Raw genomic sequence first — 19,873 nt, forward strand, 5'->3', positions numbered from 1 at the left:
GTACATACAATACAATATACTAGAAAAGGAGTGATTTAGTATGGCAAAGACGGTGTTAGATTATAATGCCCGTGTTATTACACCTATCACGAATGGTATAAATCTTCCTGTTCCGATTTCTCCAGCCGGACTTGGAATTGCTACGACGTCTGTATTTATTGATCCTGCTATTCCTGGAGCTGTCAACAACCGAGTAGAGTTAAAAGCCTCGATTGGACTACGTTTTGTCGGTGCTGGCAACATTAGAGTGCTTGTACGGATTTGGAGAGCTGGCAAAGAAATTTATTACGGACTGGAATCCAATGTCTTCGATAACAATATTATTCTTAATGTCGAAACGGTAGACGTTGCACCTCTGGGCGTGCAAAACTACCAACTGATTATTGAAAATCAGACGCCTGCGACGACTGCATTTGTCTCCGGTCCTCTTGTTTTTAGTGCAACAGCATATAGCGGATAATGAATAGGAAGAGGAAAGAACACAAATAAGACGGGCTATCCCAAAATCATCATTGTTGATGGGGATAACCCGTTTTATTAAATTCTACTCATTGTCGTTTATGATACGCTGCTGACGACGGTCAGCTACTTCGCTACGCCGGATCGCTTCTAGATCCTCAGCATCTGCCTGATCTGCCGAGAACTCCACATCTTCATTTTTAGCAGATTGCATGCGTTTGATTTTTTCGGTTTTGGTCAGCACTTTATCAAACCGTTTGTTTTTGGACATCGGTCACTGCTCCTTCCAAACTTTTCACAGCATTCCACCCGCCTGTTCCACGATGGACATCGCCTGATGATGTATGGATTCATCCACCACAGCGGTCAACAAAATATCGCGGCCTGTCGGTCCGCCTTGTCCTCCATCACTCATGCCACTGGCGGACGGATCAGCCGCAGCCAGTATTGCTGGAGTTGCATCTGTAAAGTCCACGCCCTGTGTCAGTGAGGACAAGCTGCTAATCTGTCCTGAAAATACAGGCAATCCGGCGTTGCCAGTAGACTGCCGCGGATACCGGCTAAATCGGTCTATCGACACATCGGCTACCCGGAGAGCTTCCAGTTTTCTAGCGGCTCCCTGTGCTTCCTCAGGACTTTTGAAATACGCCAAAATATTTTTTTCGCCCATCTCAAAATCTCCCTGTGTAGTATTGAGCGTAACTGCTCTTCAAAAGCATAGAGCGTTACGCTTTGTTATATCCTGCTCATCGGCACGATTTTATATTCCCTACGAAGACTAGACGAATGCAGACGATAATGGAAACAGTGGGCCTAGACAGTGAACTATAGTTTGTGAAGACTATAACTTTTACGGGTGTAAAGTAGCTGCCGGAGCTTCACCTGACTTGGCTACTCCTGTCTCCCATGCAGCACGAATAACAGCATCCCGTACCTTTTGAACCACCTTCGGATTAAAAACATTCGGTATGATATAAGTTTCACTTAGCTCTTCAGGACAGATCGCATCAGCGATGGCAAGTCCGGCAGCTAGTTTCATTTCCTCATTAATCGTCGTAGCATGGCAATCTAGAGCACCCCGAAAAATTCCCGGGAAGCACAGCACATTGTTAATCTGATTTGGAAAATCGGAGCGACCGGTAGCAAGTACACGTACATGAGGTGCGGCTACAGCTGGATCAATTTCCGGCTTCGGATTCGCCATGGCGAACACAATAGGATCAGTTGCCATGCTCTGTATATCCTCTACAGTCAGTATATTCGGGCCTGAAACACCGATGAATACATCAGCTCCCACAATCACATCGGATAAACTTCCACTTAAATTGTGCGGATTAGTCATGTTCGCATACTCTGTCCAATGCGGGTTACTGTACTCCACGTCACGATGAATAGCTCCCTGTCGATCAACGCCAATCAGATTGCGCACACCTGCCTTAAGCAGCATACGGGAGCAGGCCATACCCGCCGCACCAATCCCTGCAAATACAACTTTGACATCCTCCATTTTTTTGCCACATACCTTTAATGCATTGACCAGACCCGCTAATACAACAACTGCCGTACCATGCTGATCATCATGAAATACTGGAATGTCTAGTTCCTGCTTCAACCGTCTCTCGATTTCAAAACAGCGTGGCGAAGATATATCTTCCAAATTAATGCCGCCAAAGGCAGGAGCAATCATTTTGACAATTTGAACAATTTCATCAGCGTCCTTCGTGTTGAGACAGATTGGGAAGGCGTCGACACCTGCAAATTGTTTGAACAACACTGCTTTACCCTCCATTACAGGCATAGCGGCCTCCGGTCCGATATCTCCTAATCCAAGTACTGCTGTTCCGTCTGAAACGACTGCTACTGTATTCTTTTTGATCGTTAATTGATACGCTTTGGCTGGGTCATTGGCGATTTCCATACAAATTTCAGCTACACCCGGCGTATACACTTTGGATAACCCCTCCATCGTTTCAATTCGCTTCTTTGGTAAGGTCTCCATTTTGCCACCTGCATGTAATTCTCTAATTTCGTCTATTAAACTGCTCATATTTTTCTCCGTCCTTTCATGTCTCTATTTGGATATGAAACTCAGTCCTGTGTATAAAACTCATCAGCTCCAAAATTGGAGTAACAAAGTTGCTAAAATGACCGTGCCTGCCCCGCCAATACGTGTTGCAATTTGTGCAAAAGGCATCAGTTCCATCCGATTGGACGCAGACAGAATGGCTACATCTCCCGTGCCCCCTAATCCACCGCGACAGCTAGTCACCAAAGCAGCTTCTACGGGATACATATGAATCCATTTTCCTGTGAAGTATCCGGTAACAATCAATGCAACTACAACAGATGCGCAGGTAATGGCATAAGGAACCGTTAAAATCCCAACTACACTATCCAAAGGTACATACAAAATACCCAATCCCACCATCAAGGGCCACGTCAGACTTGCCGTTATACATTTGTACAAGTGAAAAGCTCCCTGCTCCAATGTGTTCGGCATGATCTGAATACACTTAATTAATGCCGCCGCCAGAATCATGAGGATCGGACCTGGAATATGGAGATACGGCTCCAGCAGCTTACCCACAATAAAGAAAGTACAGGCCAACAGCAGACCTCCTCCCATCAATGGAAAAGAAATCGATTGTTCCAGACTTGCCGGGGCTAACTTGTCTGCATCTTTATCTAGTTTTAGTAACCTTCCGTTACCTGAAGTTTTTGGATTCTTCTCTGCTAATCTCTTCAGAACACCCGCACCTATGATTGCAACAATGTTCCCAATAATTGCAGCCGGGATAAACTGGGATACGAATATTGCCGAATCCTTGCCCAGCACTAATCCATAAGAAATGGACAACGGTAAAATGCCTTCCCCAATCCCACCGGAGATAATCGGAATGATGATGAAAAAAAATGTATGATAGGCGCTATAGCCAAAAGCCATACCCACCACCATTCCCACGCCAACAGCTGCAATAGATCCTATAATAATGGGGGCAAAAATTTTAACAATTCCGTTCATCAGCATTTTGCGATCCATGCCAAGAATACTTCCCGTTACTAGACATGCGATGTAGAAGTAAAGAAAATTCGAGGTTTTCATAAGCGTGTGTACCGCACCCATCGCAGATGGACTAAACATATTCCCAAATACCATTAACGATGGAACCATAAGTGATAAAATGGCCGGCCCGCCAATATGCTTAAGCAACGGAAGTTTGGCCCCTAGATCACTGAGCAGTATACCTAAAATCATGATGACGGCAAACCCGCCCAACAGATCGTTTGGAAGTCTTTCAGTAACTGCAGCTGCATAAACAATCAGCGCAATCACGGCATAGAGTGGAAGAGGAATAACCCCCAACTTTACCCTACCCAGCATTCTGATGCCATCCACAAAATTTTTACTCCACCTTTGCCCCTTTTGAATGACAGGCTGATTCGTAGCATTTTCCATAAATCTCCCTCCATAAAGTGAAGAATGATGATCATGTTTCCATTCTACACCTTGGAAAACGCTTTATTTGGTTTTATAACTAATCATTCACTTTTGTAATTAAAGTAATCAGAAAGAAGATTTAAATAAAACTGTTCATGATGCCTTCTGCCTGTGGCAATATTCGGTATTGGTAAACAGGGCGTCCTATGGTACCGTATATGGTTTCCATGGAAAGAGCCTCAATCTCTGTCATAAAAGCCAGGTACTTGCGCATAGACACCCTGGATATCCCTGCGCTCTCCGCAATATCCTCGGTGGAAAATAGTACCTTATTATGCCGCTGGATACAATTCCATATCATAGCCAGCGTGGATTTAGTTATGCCTTTGGGCAACCGTGCCAAGTCTTTAGTCAAGCTTTTATGATAAATCAGTCGGTCCAGTTCCTCCTGAGAAAGTAGATTGTGCTCACGCACGATGCTAATGTGCTCTCGGTACCCCGTGAGGGCCTCCAAAAAACGGTTAAAGTGAAACGGCTTAATCAAGTAATCCACCGCGCCGAAGTTCATCGCTTTTTTGACACTGTTCATGTCACTTGCAGCCGAGATGACAATGACATCTATATTTACACCTGTCTCCCGTATGAATGACAGTAAATCGAGGCCATTGCTTTCCTGCATATACACATCTAGCAGTATCAGATCAATGGCCTGTTCAGCTATATATTTCTTCGCCTCTTCCACAGAAGAAGCCCAGCCCCCACATCGAAAACCTTCCACCTGCTCCATATATTTGCGGTTAAATTCCGCAACCATCGGATCATCTTCTACAATCAGGACATTAATCATGTTCATCATTCCCCGCTATAATGTATGGAATCGTAATCTGAAAACAGCACCCTTGCTCGGCTGGGATCAACTTTATACTTCCCTGTAATCTTTTCACGCTTTGCGTCACCAGATAAAGGCCCATTCCTCGTGACTCTCCCTTGGTCGAAAAACCTTTTTCAAATATAGCCTTTACAAGCCCTTCTGGTATACCCGGACCATTATCGCACATGATACAGGTCAGATAACCGTTCTTCTGACTTTCCTCATAATAAAGTGAAAGGGTAATCCGCTTGTGCTCCAAAGATTCCATCGCCTCCACCGCATTATCAAACAGATTGCCAAGAATAGTAATCAGTTCATGCGTCGTTTGAGTTTGACTGGATTCGGGCAAGTAACTACCTGGAGTCAGTTCAAAATTCGCCCCTACTTCTCTGGCCCGGCTTAATTTCCCCAACACAAACCCTGCCATAACTGGGTCCCTGATCTGCCGGGTGATGGAGCCAATCTCCACTTGATGATGCTCGACGGCATCCATAATGTAATGCTCCAGTTTATCATACATTCGTAAGTGTACCATCCCCATAATGACATGCAGCTTGTTCATAAATTCATGAGCCTGCGCACGTAGTGCTTCTGTGTACAGGGACACTCCTGTCAAACGTTCCGCAAGCTGGTTCATCTCCGTTTTATCCCGAAAGGTTACAATTGCCCCCACAATTTCCCCCTTGACCCGTATCGGAACACTAGTGGTCAGCAAAGTTATTCCACCCAGCTCCATTTCCTCATCCATTTGTGGAGTACTCGCTTCCAAGACCTCTTGCAATCGAAAAGCGGATAGATAAACGGTAATCTCCTGTCCGGAGAATGAGAAATCTTCAATCCCCGCTTGTCTAAGCAGACGTATCGCTTCTGCATTCATCAGCATGACGCAACCGAATTCATCTACCGCAATAACTCCTTCCTTGATGGATTGCAACATAGCGCTGCGTTCCTCCAGCAAGCGTGCGATTTCCGGCGGCTCGAGACCGACTAGCATATTTTTGATTTTACGAGCCAGCACAACCGCACCTCCAGTGCCAATCAACATTCCAGTGCCAATGGCTATTGCAATAAGACGGTTGTTGCCTTCCTGAGCCATCTGTACATCTTGCATGGATATACCCACAACAATCGCCCCTACCTGCTTCCCCGTTAAACTGAACACGGGGGAAAAGGCTCGCATGGACAAGCCCAATGTTCCCTTCGCAACGGACACGCTCTCATGGCCATGAAGTGCGGTATATTCGTCTCCGCCGACAAAGGCTTTGCCGATCATCCTAGCATCCGGGTGCGTTTTACGAATTCCCTTCATATCCATTGCCACGATAAACTGGATGTGATTTGCTGCTGAAACCCTCTTCACATATTCCTGCATGGAGGGAGACGAACCCGTCCCTTGCAATTGCTCGACAATAAGCGGCGTATGGGCGAGTGTACGCGCGATGGACATTGCCTTTTCTTCTAGTCCCTTCTCAGTTTCATGCTCCACTCTCTCAGCAAATAACAGGGTTACAGGCAGAAGCACAAGTGCCATAACTAGACATACTAGCAGTGTAATTAGGCCTCTGAGCTTTAATAGCGGTTTACCCCGACGTGGCTTGAGCTGTACATTTCCGATGGAACTCACCCCTTTCTACTTGATATTAAGTCTCAACAGTTCAACATGCCTATACAAAAATGGTTATGTATGTGTTTACGTGAATATAAAAAAAGGAACTATCCCGCAATTGCGGAATAGTTTCCTTTGATTCATGGTTGAAGCTCCGCGATTCCTAATTGGGCTTAGTCGCCTCGGAAGGCGCGCTTCACACGGTCAAAAAAAGACTGCTCATTCTCATGTGTCTGCTCTCCGCTAAGCGAAGAGAACTGACGCAGCAAATCCTTTTGTTCCTCACTCAGTTTACTAGGCGTTACCACAACGACCTTAATATGCTGGTCACCCTGACCTACGCCGCGCAGTTTTGGCACACCTTTTCCTTTAAGACGGAAGTAAGTACCTGTTTGTGTACCTGCTGGAACTTTCAGCTTCACTTTCTCGGTCAACGTTGGGATCTCGACTTCATCTCCCAATGCTGCCTGCGAGAACGTCAGCGGAATTTCACAGTAGATATCGTCTCCCTCACGCTCAAAGAAGTCGTGCGATTTCACGCGGAACACGACGTACAAGTCACCTGCCGGTCCTCCGTTGACACCGCCTTCGCCTTCACCGTTAATACGCATTTGTGCGCCGTCATCCACACCCGCTGGAATACGGATATGAATTTTACGTTGCTTGCGTACCCGACCCGAACCGCTACAAGTCGTACATTTTTCTTTAATGATTTTACCGGAACCGCTGCAATTGGAGCAGGCGCGTCGATTAACCATACGACCAAACGGTGTATTCTGCACCACTTCTTCCTGTCCGCTACCGTGGCAGACGGAGCAGGTTTGTGGTTGAGTACCCGCTTTGGCTCCCGTACCGTGACACGTATCACATGTTTCCGTACGTTCAATATGAATGTCGGTTTCTTTACCGAACACCGCTTCCTTGAATTCAATCGTCATCGTATATTGAAGATCGTTCCCACGCTGCGGTGCATTCGGATCACGTCGACCGTTGCCGCCGCCACCAAAGAACATATCAAAAATATCGCCAAACCCGCCACCGAAGTCGGCACCACCACCAAAGCCGCCTCCCATGCCCTGGTTCGGGTCTACATGACCATACTGGTCGTATCTTGCCCGCTTCTGACCATCGCTGAGAACATCGTAAGCTTCTTTCACTTCTTTAAATTTAGTTTCCGCGTCCGCAGCCTTGTTCACGTCCGGATGATACTGACGCGCAAGCTTACGGTAAGCCTTTTTGACTTCTTCATCCGAAGCGCCCTTCGCGACGCCCAGCACCTCATAATAATCACGCTTATCAGCCAATGTTCCACCCCCATGCCTACAACGTGTCTGCACTACATATAAAAGGAAAGCCAAAGGCACGGGATGACCCGGCTTTGACCTTCCCATCATTTCAAGGCAGTACAACCCGTAATATGCTTATTTATCTTGGAAATAACTGTTACCCTTCGGCTAATTGTTATTTATCAAGGCAGCTACGCTGCAATTACTATTCAGTATATCATAATGCATCGGTGTACCGTAAAGCTACCACTACCCGATCCGTAACTTAGTCTTTCTTCTGGTCTTCGTCAACAACTTCATAGTCCGCGTCAACCACATTGTCGCGGCCTTTGCTGTCTGCTGCGCCATCTTGAGCTTGTTGAGCCTGTGCTTCTTGAGCAGCTTGCTCATACAGCTTCACAGACAATTGCTGAACGATTTCAGTCAGTTCTTCAGTAGCTTTTTTGATGTCTTCCAGGTTGTCGGTTTCCAGCGTTTTTTGCAGATTTTCTTTAGCTGCATTTGCTTTTTCGACTTCGCCTGCATCCGCTTTTTCACCCAGATCTTTAATCGTTTTGTCTACGGAGTAGATCAGTTGATCCGCAGCGTTTTTCGCTTCTACCAAATCTTTGCGTTTTTTATCTTCTTCCGCATGCAACTCGGCATCCTTCATCATACGTTCTACTTCCTCATCGCTCAAGCCGCTCGAAGATGTGATCGTAATTTTTTGGCTTTTACCTGTGCCTTTATCTGTAGCGGATACGTTCACGATACCGTTCGCATCCAGATCAAAGGTAACTTCGATTTGTGGTACACCACGTGGTGCTGGAGGGATATCTCCTAATTGGAAACGACCCAACGTTTTGTTGCCTGCTGCCATTTCACGTTCACCTTGCAACACGTGAATTTCTACGCTAGGCTGATTGTCGGCATACGTCGAGAACACCTGCGATTTGCTCGTAGGGATCGTCGTGTTACGATCAATCATTTTAGTAAATACGCCACCTGCGGTTTCAATACCGAGGGACAGTGGAGTTACGTCAAGGAGAACGACGTCTTTCACATCACCAGTCAGTACACCCGCTTGAACTGCCGCGCCCAAAGCTACCACTTCATCAGGGTTTACGCCTTTGTGAGGCTCTTTACCTGTCAGCTTTTTGATTGCTTCTTGTACAGCCGGAATACGTGTGGAACCGCCGACCAGAACGATTTTGTCGATGTCGCTGGCACTCATGCCTGCATCTTTCATCGCTTGACGAGTAGGTCCCAAAGTACGTTCTACCAGACCTTCAGACAATTCTTCAAATTTCGCACGAGTCAGGTTCAACTCCAAATGCTGTGGAACGCCATCAGCTACTGTGATAAACGGCAAAGAAATTGTCGTTGTCAGTACGCCAGACAGTTCTTTTTTCGCTTTTTCCGCTGCATCTTTCAGACGTTGTACAGCAGCTTTATCTTTGCTCAGGTCAATGCCTTGATCTTTTTTGAACTCATTTACGAGGTAATCAATAATCACTTGGTCAAAGTCATCGCCACCCAGCTTGTTATCGCCGCTTGTTGCTTTAACTTCGAAGAAACCGTCGCCCAGTTCCAGAATGGATACGTCGAATGTACCACCACCCAGGTCATACACGAGGATCGTTTGGTCTTCGGATTTTTCCATACCGTATGCCAATGCAGCTGCTGTTGGCTCATTGACAATCCGCAGAACTTCCAGACCGGCAATTTTACCTGCATCCTTGGTTGCTTGACGTTGACCGTCATTGAAGTAAGCTGGAACAGTGATAACAGCTTGAGAAACCGTTTGTCCCAGGTAAGCTTCAGCATCGGATTTCAGCTTTTGCAAAATCATAGCGGAAATTTCCTGTGCGGAATATTCCTTGCCGTCAATGCTTTCTTTATGATTTGTACCCATGTGACGCTTGATGGACATGATTGTACGATCTGGGTTCGTAATTGCTTGGCGTTTTGCCGTTTCCCCTACAGTACGTTCTCCATCTTTTTTGAAACCAACAACGGAAGGGGTTGTGCGTGCGCCTTCCGGATTTGGAATAACGACCGCTTCGCCGCCCTCCATAACAGCCACACAAGAGTTGGTTGTACCTAAGTCAATACCGATTACTTTGCTCATCGGACAATTCCTCCTTCTGTATATACGAGGCCCGCAGGCCAGAATGGTTGAATCAAAATGATGTATTTCTAATGTATATTGAAAAAGCTACATGCTCACTTTTACCATCGCTGGACGAAGCACCTTGTCCTTCAGCATGTATCCTTTTTGTACCTCTTCAACGACGATGCCTTCCTCATGCTCTTCGCTCTCTACCTGCATAATAGCCTGATGGAAATCAGGATTAAACGGTTGTCCCACTGAATTCATGGCCGTTACTCCCTCTGCCTGAAGCACACTCTCAAACTGGCGGAAAATCATTTCCACGCCTTTGCTGAATGACTCAGACTCCGCTCCTTGCGGTGCTGTTGCCAGCGCACGCTCGAAGTTATCCAAAACAGGCACCAACTCGGTAACCAGCTTCATAGATGCATATTTGGCAAGGTCTTCTTTTTCTTTCAGCGTACGACGGCGAAAATTATCAAAATCCGCCTGAGCGCGTAAAAACCGTTGCTGATGCTCTTCCGCCTGAGCGCGAAGCTTAGTCAGCTCTGTTTCGCTTTCTTGGTCTTCCAGTGCCGCCGCTTCATTAACCGGCTCTTCCTGCTGGCTCGTTTCGGCGGCTTCCTCTGTGCTTACATTTTGTTGTTTTTCTTCTTGGAACGCTTGTTCTTCCTTCAAAATGTTTCACCTCCTTCAAGTCATAACTACCTTTACAAAAACACGCGACAATGCACCCGCGCAGGATACAAACCGTATCCCGGCGCGGAACATGTAGTACCGCAACCTATGCGGTCTTGTTCTATTTAAACCGCTGCGTTAGCATTGCGGTCAAATCCTTAGACAGGATACCCAAAATATTAATAACTCTCGCATATTCCATCCGTGTCGGACCCAGTATACCTATAGTGCCCAACGCTTCTCCGTCTACTGCATACGTGGCAGTAATCAGGCTACAATTGGCAAACGCTTCATGATCATTTTCAGTGCCGATGCGGACTTGAATTTCAGGTGCCCCGGCAACAGGTGTCATTAGTTTAAGTAGCGTTGGTGTTTCCTCCAGCAGATCGAGAATATGTTTAACCTTTTCTACATCTTTAAATTCAGGTTGATTGAGCATGTTCGTCGCACCGCTCAAATACAAGCGCTGATCCGATTCATTATCCAGTGCTTTATCCAGCACCTTCATAGCGTCCTCAAAATGAGACACATGCTTCTCCATCTCCTGACCAAGTGCGGTGTAAAGGCGTGATTTAAGCTGATAAATCGGCACACCGACCAGCTTGCTGTTCAGTAAATTCACAACCTTCTCCATCTCGGAAATCGAAATTCCCGGTGGAATATCTACCGTTTTATTCTCCACCTGACCGGTATTGGTCACGATTATCGCCACAGCCGTCGTATCGTTGAGCGGCAGCAGCTGAAAATGACGCAATGAAGTATGAAAAACCTCCGGCCCAAGCAGGATGGAAGTATAATTGGTCATATGGGACAAAATGCCTGACGCATGCTGGATCACTTGTTCCATTACATTCAGCTTTTCGGCGTAAAAGGCTTTCAGTTCCCGCATTTCCATAGGCTTCAGCGTATTCAGTGGCACCAGATGGTCCACATAATAACGATAACCTTTATGAGACGGGATGCGTCCCGCAGAAGTATGGGGTTGCTCCAGATAGCCCTGTTCCTCCAAATCCGACATTTCATTACGGATCGTGGCCGGGCTGAATCCGACATCCTGCCTTTTGGATATGCTGCGGGAACCCACTGGCTCAGCCGAACGAATGTAGTCATCAATAATCGCATTCAGAATGAGTCTCTGACGTTCGGTTAACAAGCGAATCCCCCCTTGTTGTTTATCCATAATAGCATGATTGTTAAATGGAATCATTAGCACTCGTTCGCGATGAGTGCTAACCGATAATACAAAAATACCAAACCGACCTGATCATTGTCAAGTCAGATCAGTATTTTCAATAAACAAGATTTATCACAACAGTTTAGTTTACTGGAATGAATCCAGAACGTTTACACTTTTTCACGAAAAATCTCAATATCCAGCGTATAAAAACCGTAATTATGTATAGTGACACAGAAAATAGAAAAATTCGAGACTATGTCTCCATAGCATTATAGCTTCTTTGTCCTTGAGGAGGAATTAAATTTGAGAACTAATCGCCGCAATCTTTTATACGCATCGATCGCACTTTTACCTACAATTTGTATGTTTCAAATTTTAATCGAGTTGTTTCCGTATACAGGACTAGGAAGAATAGTTGCTTTGCCATTGGTATTCATCCTGAATGCAGCCCTTATTATTTCAGTCATCCATTTAATTCGTAAATTAAGCCCCCTGTGTTGTGCCTTAATCTTGGTTCCTACGATACTTTTAAGCATATGGAATACCATTTTGTTTTACCCTCAAGAATTCAGCCCAAGTATTCCCAAGCAAATAAAATACAGTATATCGGCAATACAACATTACGATGATTTAACACTAGCCGATTGGGAAGGATATACATATAGTCCAAGCAGAAGCGGAGAGTCCGAAAGATATGTTGTCGCCTTGTATAAATATAAACACCGAGTTCCATTAGACGGCACTGCATACTTTTATAATGATACTGATTATCATAAGGACCATCCCATAAGAAGCCTGAATGGAATACCTTCCGAACTGGAGCCTCATCATCAATTCATTTGGTGGTTGCTCAAAACATATGAGAAATGAATCAGGATTAAACAATGTAGGCTGTATAATATACGCATAATTAGGTCCTGAGGAAAAAAGAACTGACCTCATTATTGACAGGTCAGTTCAGTACTTTCAACACTGCGATTTCATCACAATTGTTTTGTTTACTACAGTGTATGCAGTCGGTCCATACCTTTTCAGGGAAAATCTCTTTGCTTACTACATCAAAACCGTTTTTTATAAAAAAGGAGACCTCGTAGGTCAATGCCATAATTTTAGGAATACGTTGTCGCCGAGCTTCTATAATAAGGCCCTCCACGAGCTTAGAGCCTATACCCATACCTTTGTGTCCTTCAGAGATGCCAAGGGAGCGAATCTCTACCAGATCAGCGCCCAATTTGCATAAAGAACCACAACCAACAACTTCGCCGTCCACCTCTGCAACAATAAACAGCTCCAGTTGGCGCGTAAGCACTTCCCTCGAACGTGGCAGCATAATCCCCCGCTCTGCATAGCCGCTAATCATTTGATATAAAGGCTCCACATCCTCAGGAACCGCACTTCTGCACAATACATCTTTACACACTGAAGCCATCTTGCTCTCCTCCTGCCGCTTGCCGCATATAATGAATAAATATACAACATAACGCATAGAATCGCAATACTCCATTTACCCTGCTATGACAGAATGGTGTTATAAAATGATCGTCCCAGCTTATAAAGTTGAAACGTACTGTACTGAAGCCTACGACTTATGAATTTACCGTGATAGAACCGATGAACTCTGCAAATACATCATTTCCGAATAAAATGCCGCGTTCACTCAAACGATAACCGTCCTCAATGGATTCGATTAACCCGGCATTGAGCATTTTTCCGAGAGGAGCAGTAAATGTATCCTCCAACGCCTGACCGAATTGAGCTTCAAAGCGGGACTTAGACACGCCCTCTAGCATTCTCAAACCGACCATAAGAAAATCCTCCATGGCTTCCGCCGCCGGTACCTCAAAGCTATCCAGACGTGGCAAACCATTACGACTAGCCTCCACATAAGGGTTAATACCCTTAATGTTCATATGACGCTCTCTGCCAACATATCCATGTGCCCCTGCGCCGAGACCGTAATAGTCTTCATTTCGCCAATAGGTCATGTTGTGCTTGCTCCCCAAACCTGGTTTTGCGAAATTGCTAATCTCATACTGCTCATAACCCGCTTCTTTCATGCGACGCATGAGAAGTAAATACATTTCCAGTTCATCATCCTCGTGTGGAAGCGGTAGCTGATTTTTCTGATACAGCGTGTGGAAGAGCGTGTTTTCTTCAACCTTCAAGCTGTAGATAGAGTAATGAGGAAGCTCCAGCTCTAGTGCTCTACTCACGCTTTCATGCAGCATGTCCACCGTTTGATTCGGCAAACCAAACATCAGGTCAATCGACAGGTTGTCCAAGCCGACCTTACGGGCGTTTTCCAAACTACGATATACGTCATCTGTACTGTGAATGCGTCCTATGCCTGTGAGTAGCTCATTCTGAAAAGCCTGTACACCAAAGCTCAGTCGATTGACGCCGCCTTCTTTCATCACAGAGAGTTTTTCAAAATCAGTGGTGCCTGGATTGGCTTCCATGGAAAATTCAATATCTTCCGCCCAATGTGGGAAATAGGTTCGAACGCTCTTCAGAAAATATTCCATTTCCTTCGGGTTTAGGGTTGTTGGTGTTCCCCCCCCGACAAAAATGGTTTTAATCTCTCCTGGCGGGTGAAGCTTGACTGTATGTTCCATTTCTCGTTCCAGTGCATACAGATATTCCATAACAGGTTGATCCTTGAGCACATAAGAGTTGAAATCACAGTAAAAGCATTTATTCGTGCAAAAAGGTATATGCAGGTAAACCGCTTGAGGGGCGGATGAATGTTCATGTTTTTGTATGGATGCGGTCATACCGATCCTCCTTGTCAATTCAGGGAATAGTGAAAAAATGCGCCGAGGTCGAGATCAACCGCTTCGTGTTCCATTTGTTCTTCTGATCGCTGTTACTCCCCAATTTTCTATTATATAAGCACTCTTACAGTTAAAATCGGGGAGTAAAGGCGAACACTACGCTTCTCCAGATTCAAATGGACCACTCCGCTGCTGCCTACCACCATCGGTCATTTTTTTGTGGTGTAGGTGTTGCAGTAAGAGTAAAGCATCTTTAGAAATACGCTAAAGATGCTGTTGTTATACTATTTTTGCAACTGAGATAACAAACACTCCATCTCTGGATAGCTTGCTCAAATAAATAACGTCCATTCTCCATGCACGGCAAATGCCCCATGAAAGAATGGACGAATACCGCTTGGAATCAAGCGGATCGTAATACCTTAGGGTACTCACAGAGTGATTGTACCTAAGCTACTACAGAATCATGCTGTTGTTGCTTATGTGTATTCAATTCATATACACAATTCTGATGTATCGAATTCAATACGATGCTGCTAATTCAAGCAGCTTTACTCATCTATTTTCAGTACCGCCATAAATGCTTCCTGTGGTACTTCTACGTTACCGACCTGCTTCATACGCTTCTTGCCCTCTTTTTGCTTTTCAAGCAGCTTCCGTTTACGAGAAATATCGCCGCCGTAGCATTTGGCCAAGACGTTTTTACGCATCGCCTTAACGGTTTCACGCGCCACAACCTTTGTTCCCACAGATGCCTGGATCGGCACCTCGAACATTTGACGCGGGATTAGCTCGCGCAGCTTCTCACAGATAATACGTCCGCGATGATAAGCCCGATCTCTATGCACGATGAACGACAGCGCATCGACCTGCTCGCCATTCAACAAAATATCCATTTTCACCAGGTTGGACTGGCGATAGCCTGAAATCTCATAATCAAAGGAAGCATAGCCTTTGGTACTTGATTTAAGCTGATCGAAGAAATCATATACGATTTCAGACAGCGGAATTTGATACGTAATGGTTACCCGTGTCGTATCCAGGTATTCCATATTTACGTATTCTCCACGCTTGGTTTGACAAAGCTCCATCACCGTACCTACGTAATCATTAGGGACGATAATACCTGCTTTTACATAGGGCTCTTCCACATGTTCAATCCGTCCGATTTCCGGATAATTCGATGGGTTGTCGATCTGGATCGTTTCCCCATTCGTCAACTTTATGCGGTAAATAACGCTTGGTGCTGTTGTAATCAGCGGAATGTTAAATTCACGTTCAATCCGCTCCTGGATAACGTCCATATGAAGCAGACCAAGGAATCCGCAACGGAAGCCAAAGCCCAACGCGCTTGATGTTTCCGGCTCAAAACTGAGCGAAGCATCGTTCAACTGTAGCTTTTCAAGCGCCTCACGCAGATCGTTATACTCCGATGTTTCGATTGGATACAGACCACAATAAACCATCGGATTTATTTTGCGATAACCTGGCATCGGTTCTAATGTTGGATTTTTTGCATCTGTCACGGTATCCCCGACACGCGTATCGCCTACATGCTTAATTCCGGCAACGATAAAGCCAACATCACCGATATTCAGCTCGTCCACAATGTTCATACGCGGCATAAAAGCACCAACTTCAATAACCTCAAACGTTTTGTCAGTCGCCATCATTTTAATTTTCGAACCGGCTCGAATACTACCATCCACGACGCGAACATATACGATAACGCCTTTATAAGGATCATAGTGCGAATCGAAAATGAGTGCCTTGAGCGGATTATCCGGATTACCTTGCGGAGCAGGCACACTTCTGACTACCTGCTCCAAAATTTCCTTGATACCGATTCCAGCTTTGGCTGAAGCATGCACGGTCTCGCTTGTATCCAAGCCGATAACATCCTCGATTTCCTGTTTTACCCGTTCAGGATCAGCACTTGGCAAATCAATCTTGTTAAGCACCGGCAAAATCTCCAGATTGTTATCTAACGCCAAATATACGTTAGCCAACGTCTGTGCCTCGATTCCCTGCGCGGCGTCTACTACCAGCAAAGCACCTTCACAGGCTGCCAAACTACGGGATACCTCATACGTAAAATCGACGTGTCCCGGTGTATCAATCAAATTCAAAATGTACTCTTCGCCGTCATCGGCCTTGTAAGTGAGTCGCACTGCCTGGAGCTTGATCGTAATTCCGCGCTCCCGTTCCAGTTCCATCTGGTCAAGCACTTGCTCCTGCATTTCACGAGAAGTGAGTGCACCGGTATATTCTAAAATCCGGTCAGCCAGCGTGGATTTACCATGGTCTATATGTGCAATGATACTAAAGTTCCGAATTTTACGTTGTCTTGCCAAAATGTCAGTCATGCCTTACCCCCACACAATGCCTAGTGTCAATCAGCTTATTATAGCAGTTGTAAGGGGGGTCAGCAATATTTCTATTCTGTTACTCCATCAAATACAGATACGACCCATCGAATGCCCTGTCTCGACAGGTTTTGAAGCAACCCAGCTGTTTTGTCCGCCATGCTATCCACCGAGGCTTGCTGTTCCTTGACGGCTAGCAGTTCACGCGGTGTATCCAGGCCCTGAGTATTGACATGCTGCGCAGTCGTCGAATACCACCTGGATGCCCCGCGCTCCGTCTCTTCCTCATTTTCTTCCCTTCCACTAGCTTCGTTTATACCTACTCCCGTTGTCGGCTCAACATTAACATTTCCACTTGTGCTATACATACCGCTATATTCACGAGTGTTAGCTGCGGGTGTATCCTCAATAACCGTCTGTTCATATCCGACTTTCTGTTGATTTACCGATTGAATCGTATCCCCGTTCCATTCCGGTCCATACACTGAACGCAGGCCAGATCCTGCCAGTTGCATACCGAGTAGAATACCTGCCCCCATGAGCAGTACAAATCCAAGTGCTTTCTTACGAAAATGTCCAGACATTACCTTTCCCCCTTACCGATACCTCATTTAATTGCCGCTGTTGCTCTTTTTTGTATCCGATACGTTAGTGCCCGCTTTCTGAGCTTTCTGATCTTCCCAATACACTTCACCGATCATGTCTGCCAAAACGTCCGAGGTACGTTTTAACTCCTCCTCGGTGTTGTCAATACCCCCGATTTCGATCAAAATACTGTGGGAAGACAAGCTTTGATTGTACTCACCGTTATTGCCTTTGCCACCATCTTTCCCCCATACACCACGTGATACGCCGTGATACGATTTTTCCAGCTTTTCATGAATACGAGCAGCAAAAGCTTCATTCTCGCGCCAATTTTTGTTGTCATGCCCGATAATAAAATATACCTTGGCATATGAAAGCCCATTAATGGTTGCTGTTGTTTTTCCGTGACGTTGTGAATCTCGATGGATATCAAGCAGATAAGTTAAACCTTTATTTCCAGCTAAAGCTTCCTTGACTGTTTCGCGTGAATATTTATAGGAGTAGTTCCAATTGTAATTTTGAACTGTAGTGGCATAATCCTTGTTTACATGCAGTGTGGATATCCCTTGCTTTTCCAGTCTCTTCTTTACAAAGTCCCCTACCCTTGACACATTAGCTGATTTAGAACCTGAATTAGGATTGGAACTGGTTTTGCTGAGTAGTGGGTTATATGCTTCTCTGGGATGAGAATGGTAGATTAATATACGCTTGTCCCCTTTGGCTGTATCACCTGGATGATCCTCACGTACCGGGTCTGTTTCCGGTGTTGTCGGAATATCCGGCGTAGTAGTCGGTGGATTCTCAGATGTATCTGAGCCACCAGGGGCATCCGTCGTCCCCTGATCAGGCTGATAGTCCGTAGGACCCTCTACCTTGGTGTTCCCCGAACCCTTGCGCAGCAAGACAGGTGCTCCTGCAGACATGCCAGGAATCTCACGAGAAATGAGACTTTTGGGATCCTGCGGATTAATACCTGTAAGCATCTGAAAAACAAAAGGCGACCATTGTTCACCCGACAACGAAGATTGCTGCTTCTTTTGTGCCAAATGAGGTACTTCCATACCTAGCATATCCGCGAAAAAACCGCTGGACACCGATCCTGCCAATCCTTTCATGGAAGAAACAGGAGAGGTTTGTAGACGATTTTCTGCCAATCCCCCTAGCCCCAAAACGACAAATAAAAGCGCCGAGCCCATGATCAGCAGCACAAGCGTGTGTCCCATCGCCAAAATTTCGATACCTTTTCTTCTCCATCTTCCGACGTTCCAGGTCTGAATTTTTTTCATGTGAGCCTTGTCCTCCTTCGTCCCGTCGAAACCCGCTTTATTTAGGAACATAGGGTTCCTATCTGCTACGGAAATCTCTTATACTTCAACTCTATGAACGGAGAACAATTGCTAGAACACAAAAAATCTCTACTACAGGTATATCACCTCCCTTTTTGAAAGAGATTAGAATCCTGTTAAATAGAGACTTTTGTGTATGAAATACGATTTTACCAACCCTTGATTAATGCGTATAGGCGGCGACATTGCCAGGATCAACAGCTTCGTGCAGAGCAGCGTTCAATCCAGTAGCAATGATGTTCGCGATATCTTCAATAAATTCATCGATCTCTTTAGGAGTCACAATCAGATCATGCCCCAGCGGTTGTAGGACCTCTCTCACCAGCCCAAGTCTCTCAGGTTCTGAAATATCGTCCAACATCCCCAGGATTGCTTTTGTAGAAGCCTTTTCTTTGGTAAAATGTGTTTTCATCAGTTCAATTACGTTATTGACAATGGTCGAAGCGTAGCATACGGTTGGTACGCCGATAGCGATACACGGAACGCCCATAATATCCTTGGTGATACCGCGCCGCTTGTTGCCAATACCTGAACCTGGATGTATCCCGATATCGGCCACCTGAATGGTCGTGTTGACGCGCTCCAGTGAACGTGACGCCAGAGCGTCAATGGCAATAATCAGTTCTGGCTTTGTGCGATCCACGATGCCTTGAACAATTTCACTGGACTCGATTCCCGTAATACCCAGGACGCCCGGTGCAATTGCGCTCACATCTCGATAGCCCGGGTTGATTTGATCAGGTGTCAGTTCAAAAAATTGACGAGTCACCATTAAATTTTCAACTACAAGCGGACCCAGCGAATCGGGAGTGACGTTCCAGTTGCCCAGACCTACCACCAGTACCTTTGCCGTATTAGAGATTCCTATTTTTTGTATAAAATGCTCCATTTCTTTTGCAAATGCAATAGCGACACGTTGCTGGAGCCCCGTGTCGCCTTCACGCAAACCGGGCACTTCCAGCGTGACGTAATGCCCTTGTACCCGCCCAATACGGTTGGCTCCTTCTTCATTTAGTACATCCAGCCGTGTGATTTTGATTCCGTTATCTTCCTCCACGTTCTCACTTATGCCCGCCAGAGGTACAGGCTGATCCCGTTCGGCCAGTTCTCTTGCCTCTAATGCCAAATCCGTGCGTACCGCATACTTCTGCAAATCCAGATCCATCTTTTAAGCCTCCTTGGATACCATCTTTG

The 19,873-nt window shown here is 45.7% G+C and carries 18 protein-coding genes; 2 read left to right on the forward strand and 16 right to left on the reverse strand.

The window, feature by feature from the left end; all coding sequences use genetic code 11:
* Positions 1-40: 40 nt before the first annotated feature.
* Positions 41-460, forward strand: a complete 420-nt coding sequence (locus ACWGXJ_RS16790; protein ID WP_452567194.1) for a hypothetical protein — start codon at positions 41-43, stop codon at positions 458-460.
* An 84-nt stretch (positions 461-544) separates the two neighbouring features.
* Here the strand turns inward: ACWGXJ_RS16790 and ACWGXJ_RS16795 are convergent, their stop codons facing one another.
* From ACWGXJ_RS16795 to hrcA, 10 genes are all read right to left on the reverse strand, one after another.
* A complete protein-coding gene (locus ACWGXJ_RS16795) occupies positions 545-730 on the reverse strand; it encodes a YfhD family protein (RefSeq protein WP_069290020.1) in 186 nt (61 codons plus the stop codon).
* Positions 731-754: 24 nt separating this feature from the next.
* Complete coding sequence (locus tag ACWGXJ_RS16800) at positions 755-1,129, reverse strand: hypothetical protein (protein ID WP_013311164.1); 375 nt, start codon at positions 1,127-1,129, stop codon at positions 755-757.
* Positions 1,130-1,309: 180 nt separating this feature from the next.
* Entirely contained in the window at positions 1,310-2,506 is a 1,197-nt protein-coding gene (locus ACWGXJ_RS16805) for an NAD(P)-dependent malic enzyme (RefSeq protein ID WP_235309324.1), read from the reverse strand.
* Positions 2,507-2,569: 63 nt separating this feature from the next.
* Positions 2,570-3,916 (reverse strand): 2-hydroxycarboxylate transporter family protein, encoded by a 1,347-nt coding sequence (locus ACWGXJ_RS16810; protein ID WP_452567195.1) that lies wholly within the window; start codon positions 3,914-3,916, stop codon positions 2,570-2,572.
* A 121-nt stretch (positions 3,917-4,037) separates the two neighbouring features.
* The gene (dcuR, locus tag ACWGXJ_RS16815) at positions 4,038-4,745 is read right to left on the reverse strand and encodes a two-component system response regulator DcuR (protein ID WP_446675784.1); all 708 of its coding nucleotides are present in this window, start codon (positions 4,743-4,745) and stop codon (positions 4,038-4,040) included.
* The gene (gene dcuS / locus ACWGXJ_RS16820) at positions 4,738-6,393 is read right to left on the reverse strand and encodes a DcuS/MalK family sensor histidine kinase (RefSeq protein WP_452567196.1); all 1,656 of its coding nucleotides are present in this window, start codon (positions 6,391-6,393) and stop codon (positions 4,738-4,740) included. The genes dcuR and dcuS overlap by 8 nt, the downstream gene beginning before the upstream one ends.
* Positions 6,394-6,548: 155 nt before the next feature.
* Positions 6,549-7,679, reverse strand: a complete 1,131-nt coding sequence (dnaJ, locus tag ACWGXJ_RS16825) for a molecular chaperone DnaJ (protein WP_069290025.1) — start codon at positions 7,677-7,679, stop codon at positions 6,549-6,551.
* Between the two features lie 247 nt (positions 7,680-7,926).
* Complete coding sequence (gene dnaK / locus ACWGXJ_RS16830; RefSeq protein ID WP_013311171.1) at positions 7,927-9,771, reverse strand: molecular chaperone DnaK; 1,845 nt, start codon at positions 9,769-9,771, stop codon at positions 7,927-7,929.
* 87 nt (positions 9,772-9,858) lie between these two features.
* On the reverse strand, positions 9,859-10,431 hold the full coding sequence (gene grpE / locus ACWGXJ_RS16835) for a nucleotide exchange factor GrpE (RefSeq protein ID WP_013311172.1): 573 nt from the start codon (positions 10,429-10,431) through the stop codon (positions 9,859-9,861).
* A gap of 121 nt (positions 10,432-10,552) precedes the next feature.
* Positions 10,553-11,584, reverse strand: a complete 1,032-nt coding sequence (gene hrcA, locus ACWGXJ_RS16840; RefSeq protein ID WP_452567197.1) for a heat-inducible transcriptional repressor HrcA — start codon at positions 11,582-11,584, stop codon at positions 10,553-10,555.
* A 327-nt stretch (positions 11,585-11,911) separates the two neighbouring features.
* On the opposite strand from hrcA, the gene ACWGXJ_RS16845 reads away from it, so the two are divergent.
* Complete coding sequence (locus ACWGXJ_RS16845; RefSeq protein ID WP_237166270.1) at positions 11,912-12,478, forward strand: hypothetical protein; 567 nt, start codon at positions 11,912-11,914, stop codon at positions 12,476-12,478.
* A gap of 82 nt (positions 12,479-12,560) precedes the next feature.
* On the opposite strand, the gene ACWGXJ_RS16850 is transcribed toward ACWGXJ_RS16845, so the two are convergent.
* From ACWGXJ_RS16850 to gpr, 6 genes are all read right to left on the reverse strand, one after another.
* The gene (locus ACWGXJ_RS16850) at positions 12,561-13,037 is read right to left on the reverse strand and encodes an N-acetyltransferase (protein WP_013311174.1); all 477 of its coding nucleotides are present in this window, start codon (positions 13,035-13,037) and stop codon (positions 12,561-12,563) included.
* 157 nt (positions 13,038-13,194) lie between these two features.
* Complete coding sequence (hemW, locus tag ACWGXJ_RS16855) at positions 13,195-14,382, reverse strand: radical SAM family heme chaperone HemW (RefSeq protein WP_039272303.1); 1,188 nt, start codon at positions 14,380-14,382, stop codon at positions 13,195-13,197.
* Between the two features lie 551 nt (positions 14,383-14,933).
* Positions 14,934-16,748 carry a translation elongation factor 4 gene (lepA, locus tag ACWGXJ_RS16860; RefSeq protein ID WP_029515362.1) on the reverse strand — a complete coding sequence of 605 codons (1,815 nt, stop codon included), beginning with the start codon at positions 16,746-16,748 and terminating at the stop codon, positions 14,934-14,936.
* A 71-nt stretch (positions 16,749-16,819) separates the two neighbouring features.
* Positions 16,820-17,332: a hypothetical protein gene (locus ACWGXJ_RS16865; protein WP_452567198.1), complete on the reverse strand. Its 513-nt coding sequence runs from the start codon at positions 17,330-17,332 to the stop codon at positions 16,820-16,822.
* A 27-nt stretch (positions 17,333-17,359) separates the two neighbouring features.
* Positions 17,360-18,619 (reverse strand): stage II sporulation protein P, encoded by a 1,260-nt coding sequence (locus ACWGXJ_RS16870; RefSeq protein ID WP_069290028.1) that lies wholly within the window; start codon positions 18,617-18,619, stop codon positions 17,360-17,362.
* Positions 18,620-18,842: 223 nt separating this feature from the next.
* Positions 18,843-19,844, reverse strand: a complete 1,002-nt coding sequence (gpr, locus tag ACWGXJ_RS16875; protein ID WP_039272306.1) for a GPR endopeptidase — start codon at positions 19,842-19,844, stop codon at positions 18,843-18,845.
* Between the last annotated feature and the right edge of the window lie 29 nt (positions 19,845-19,873).

It is taken from the genome of Paenibacillus sp. S33, from assembly GCF_053615415.1.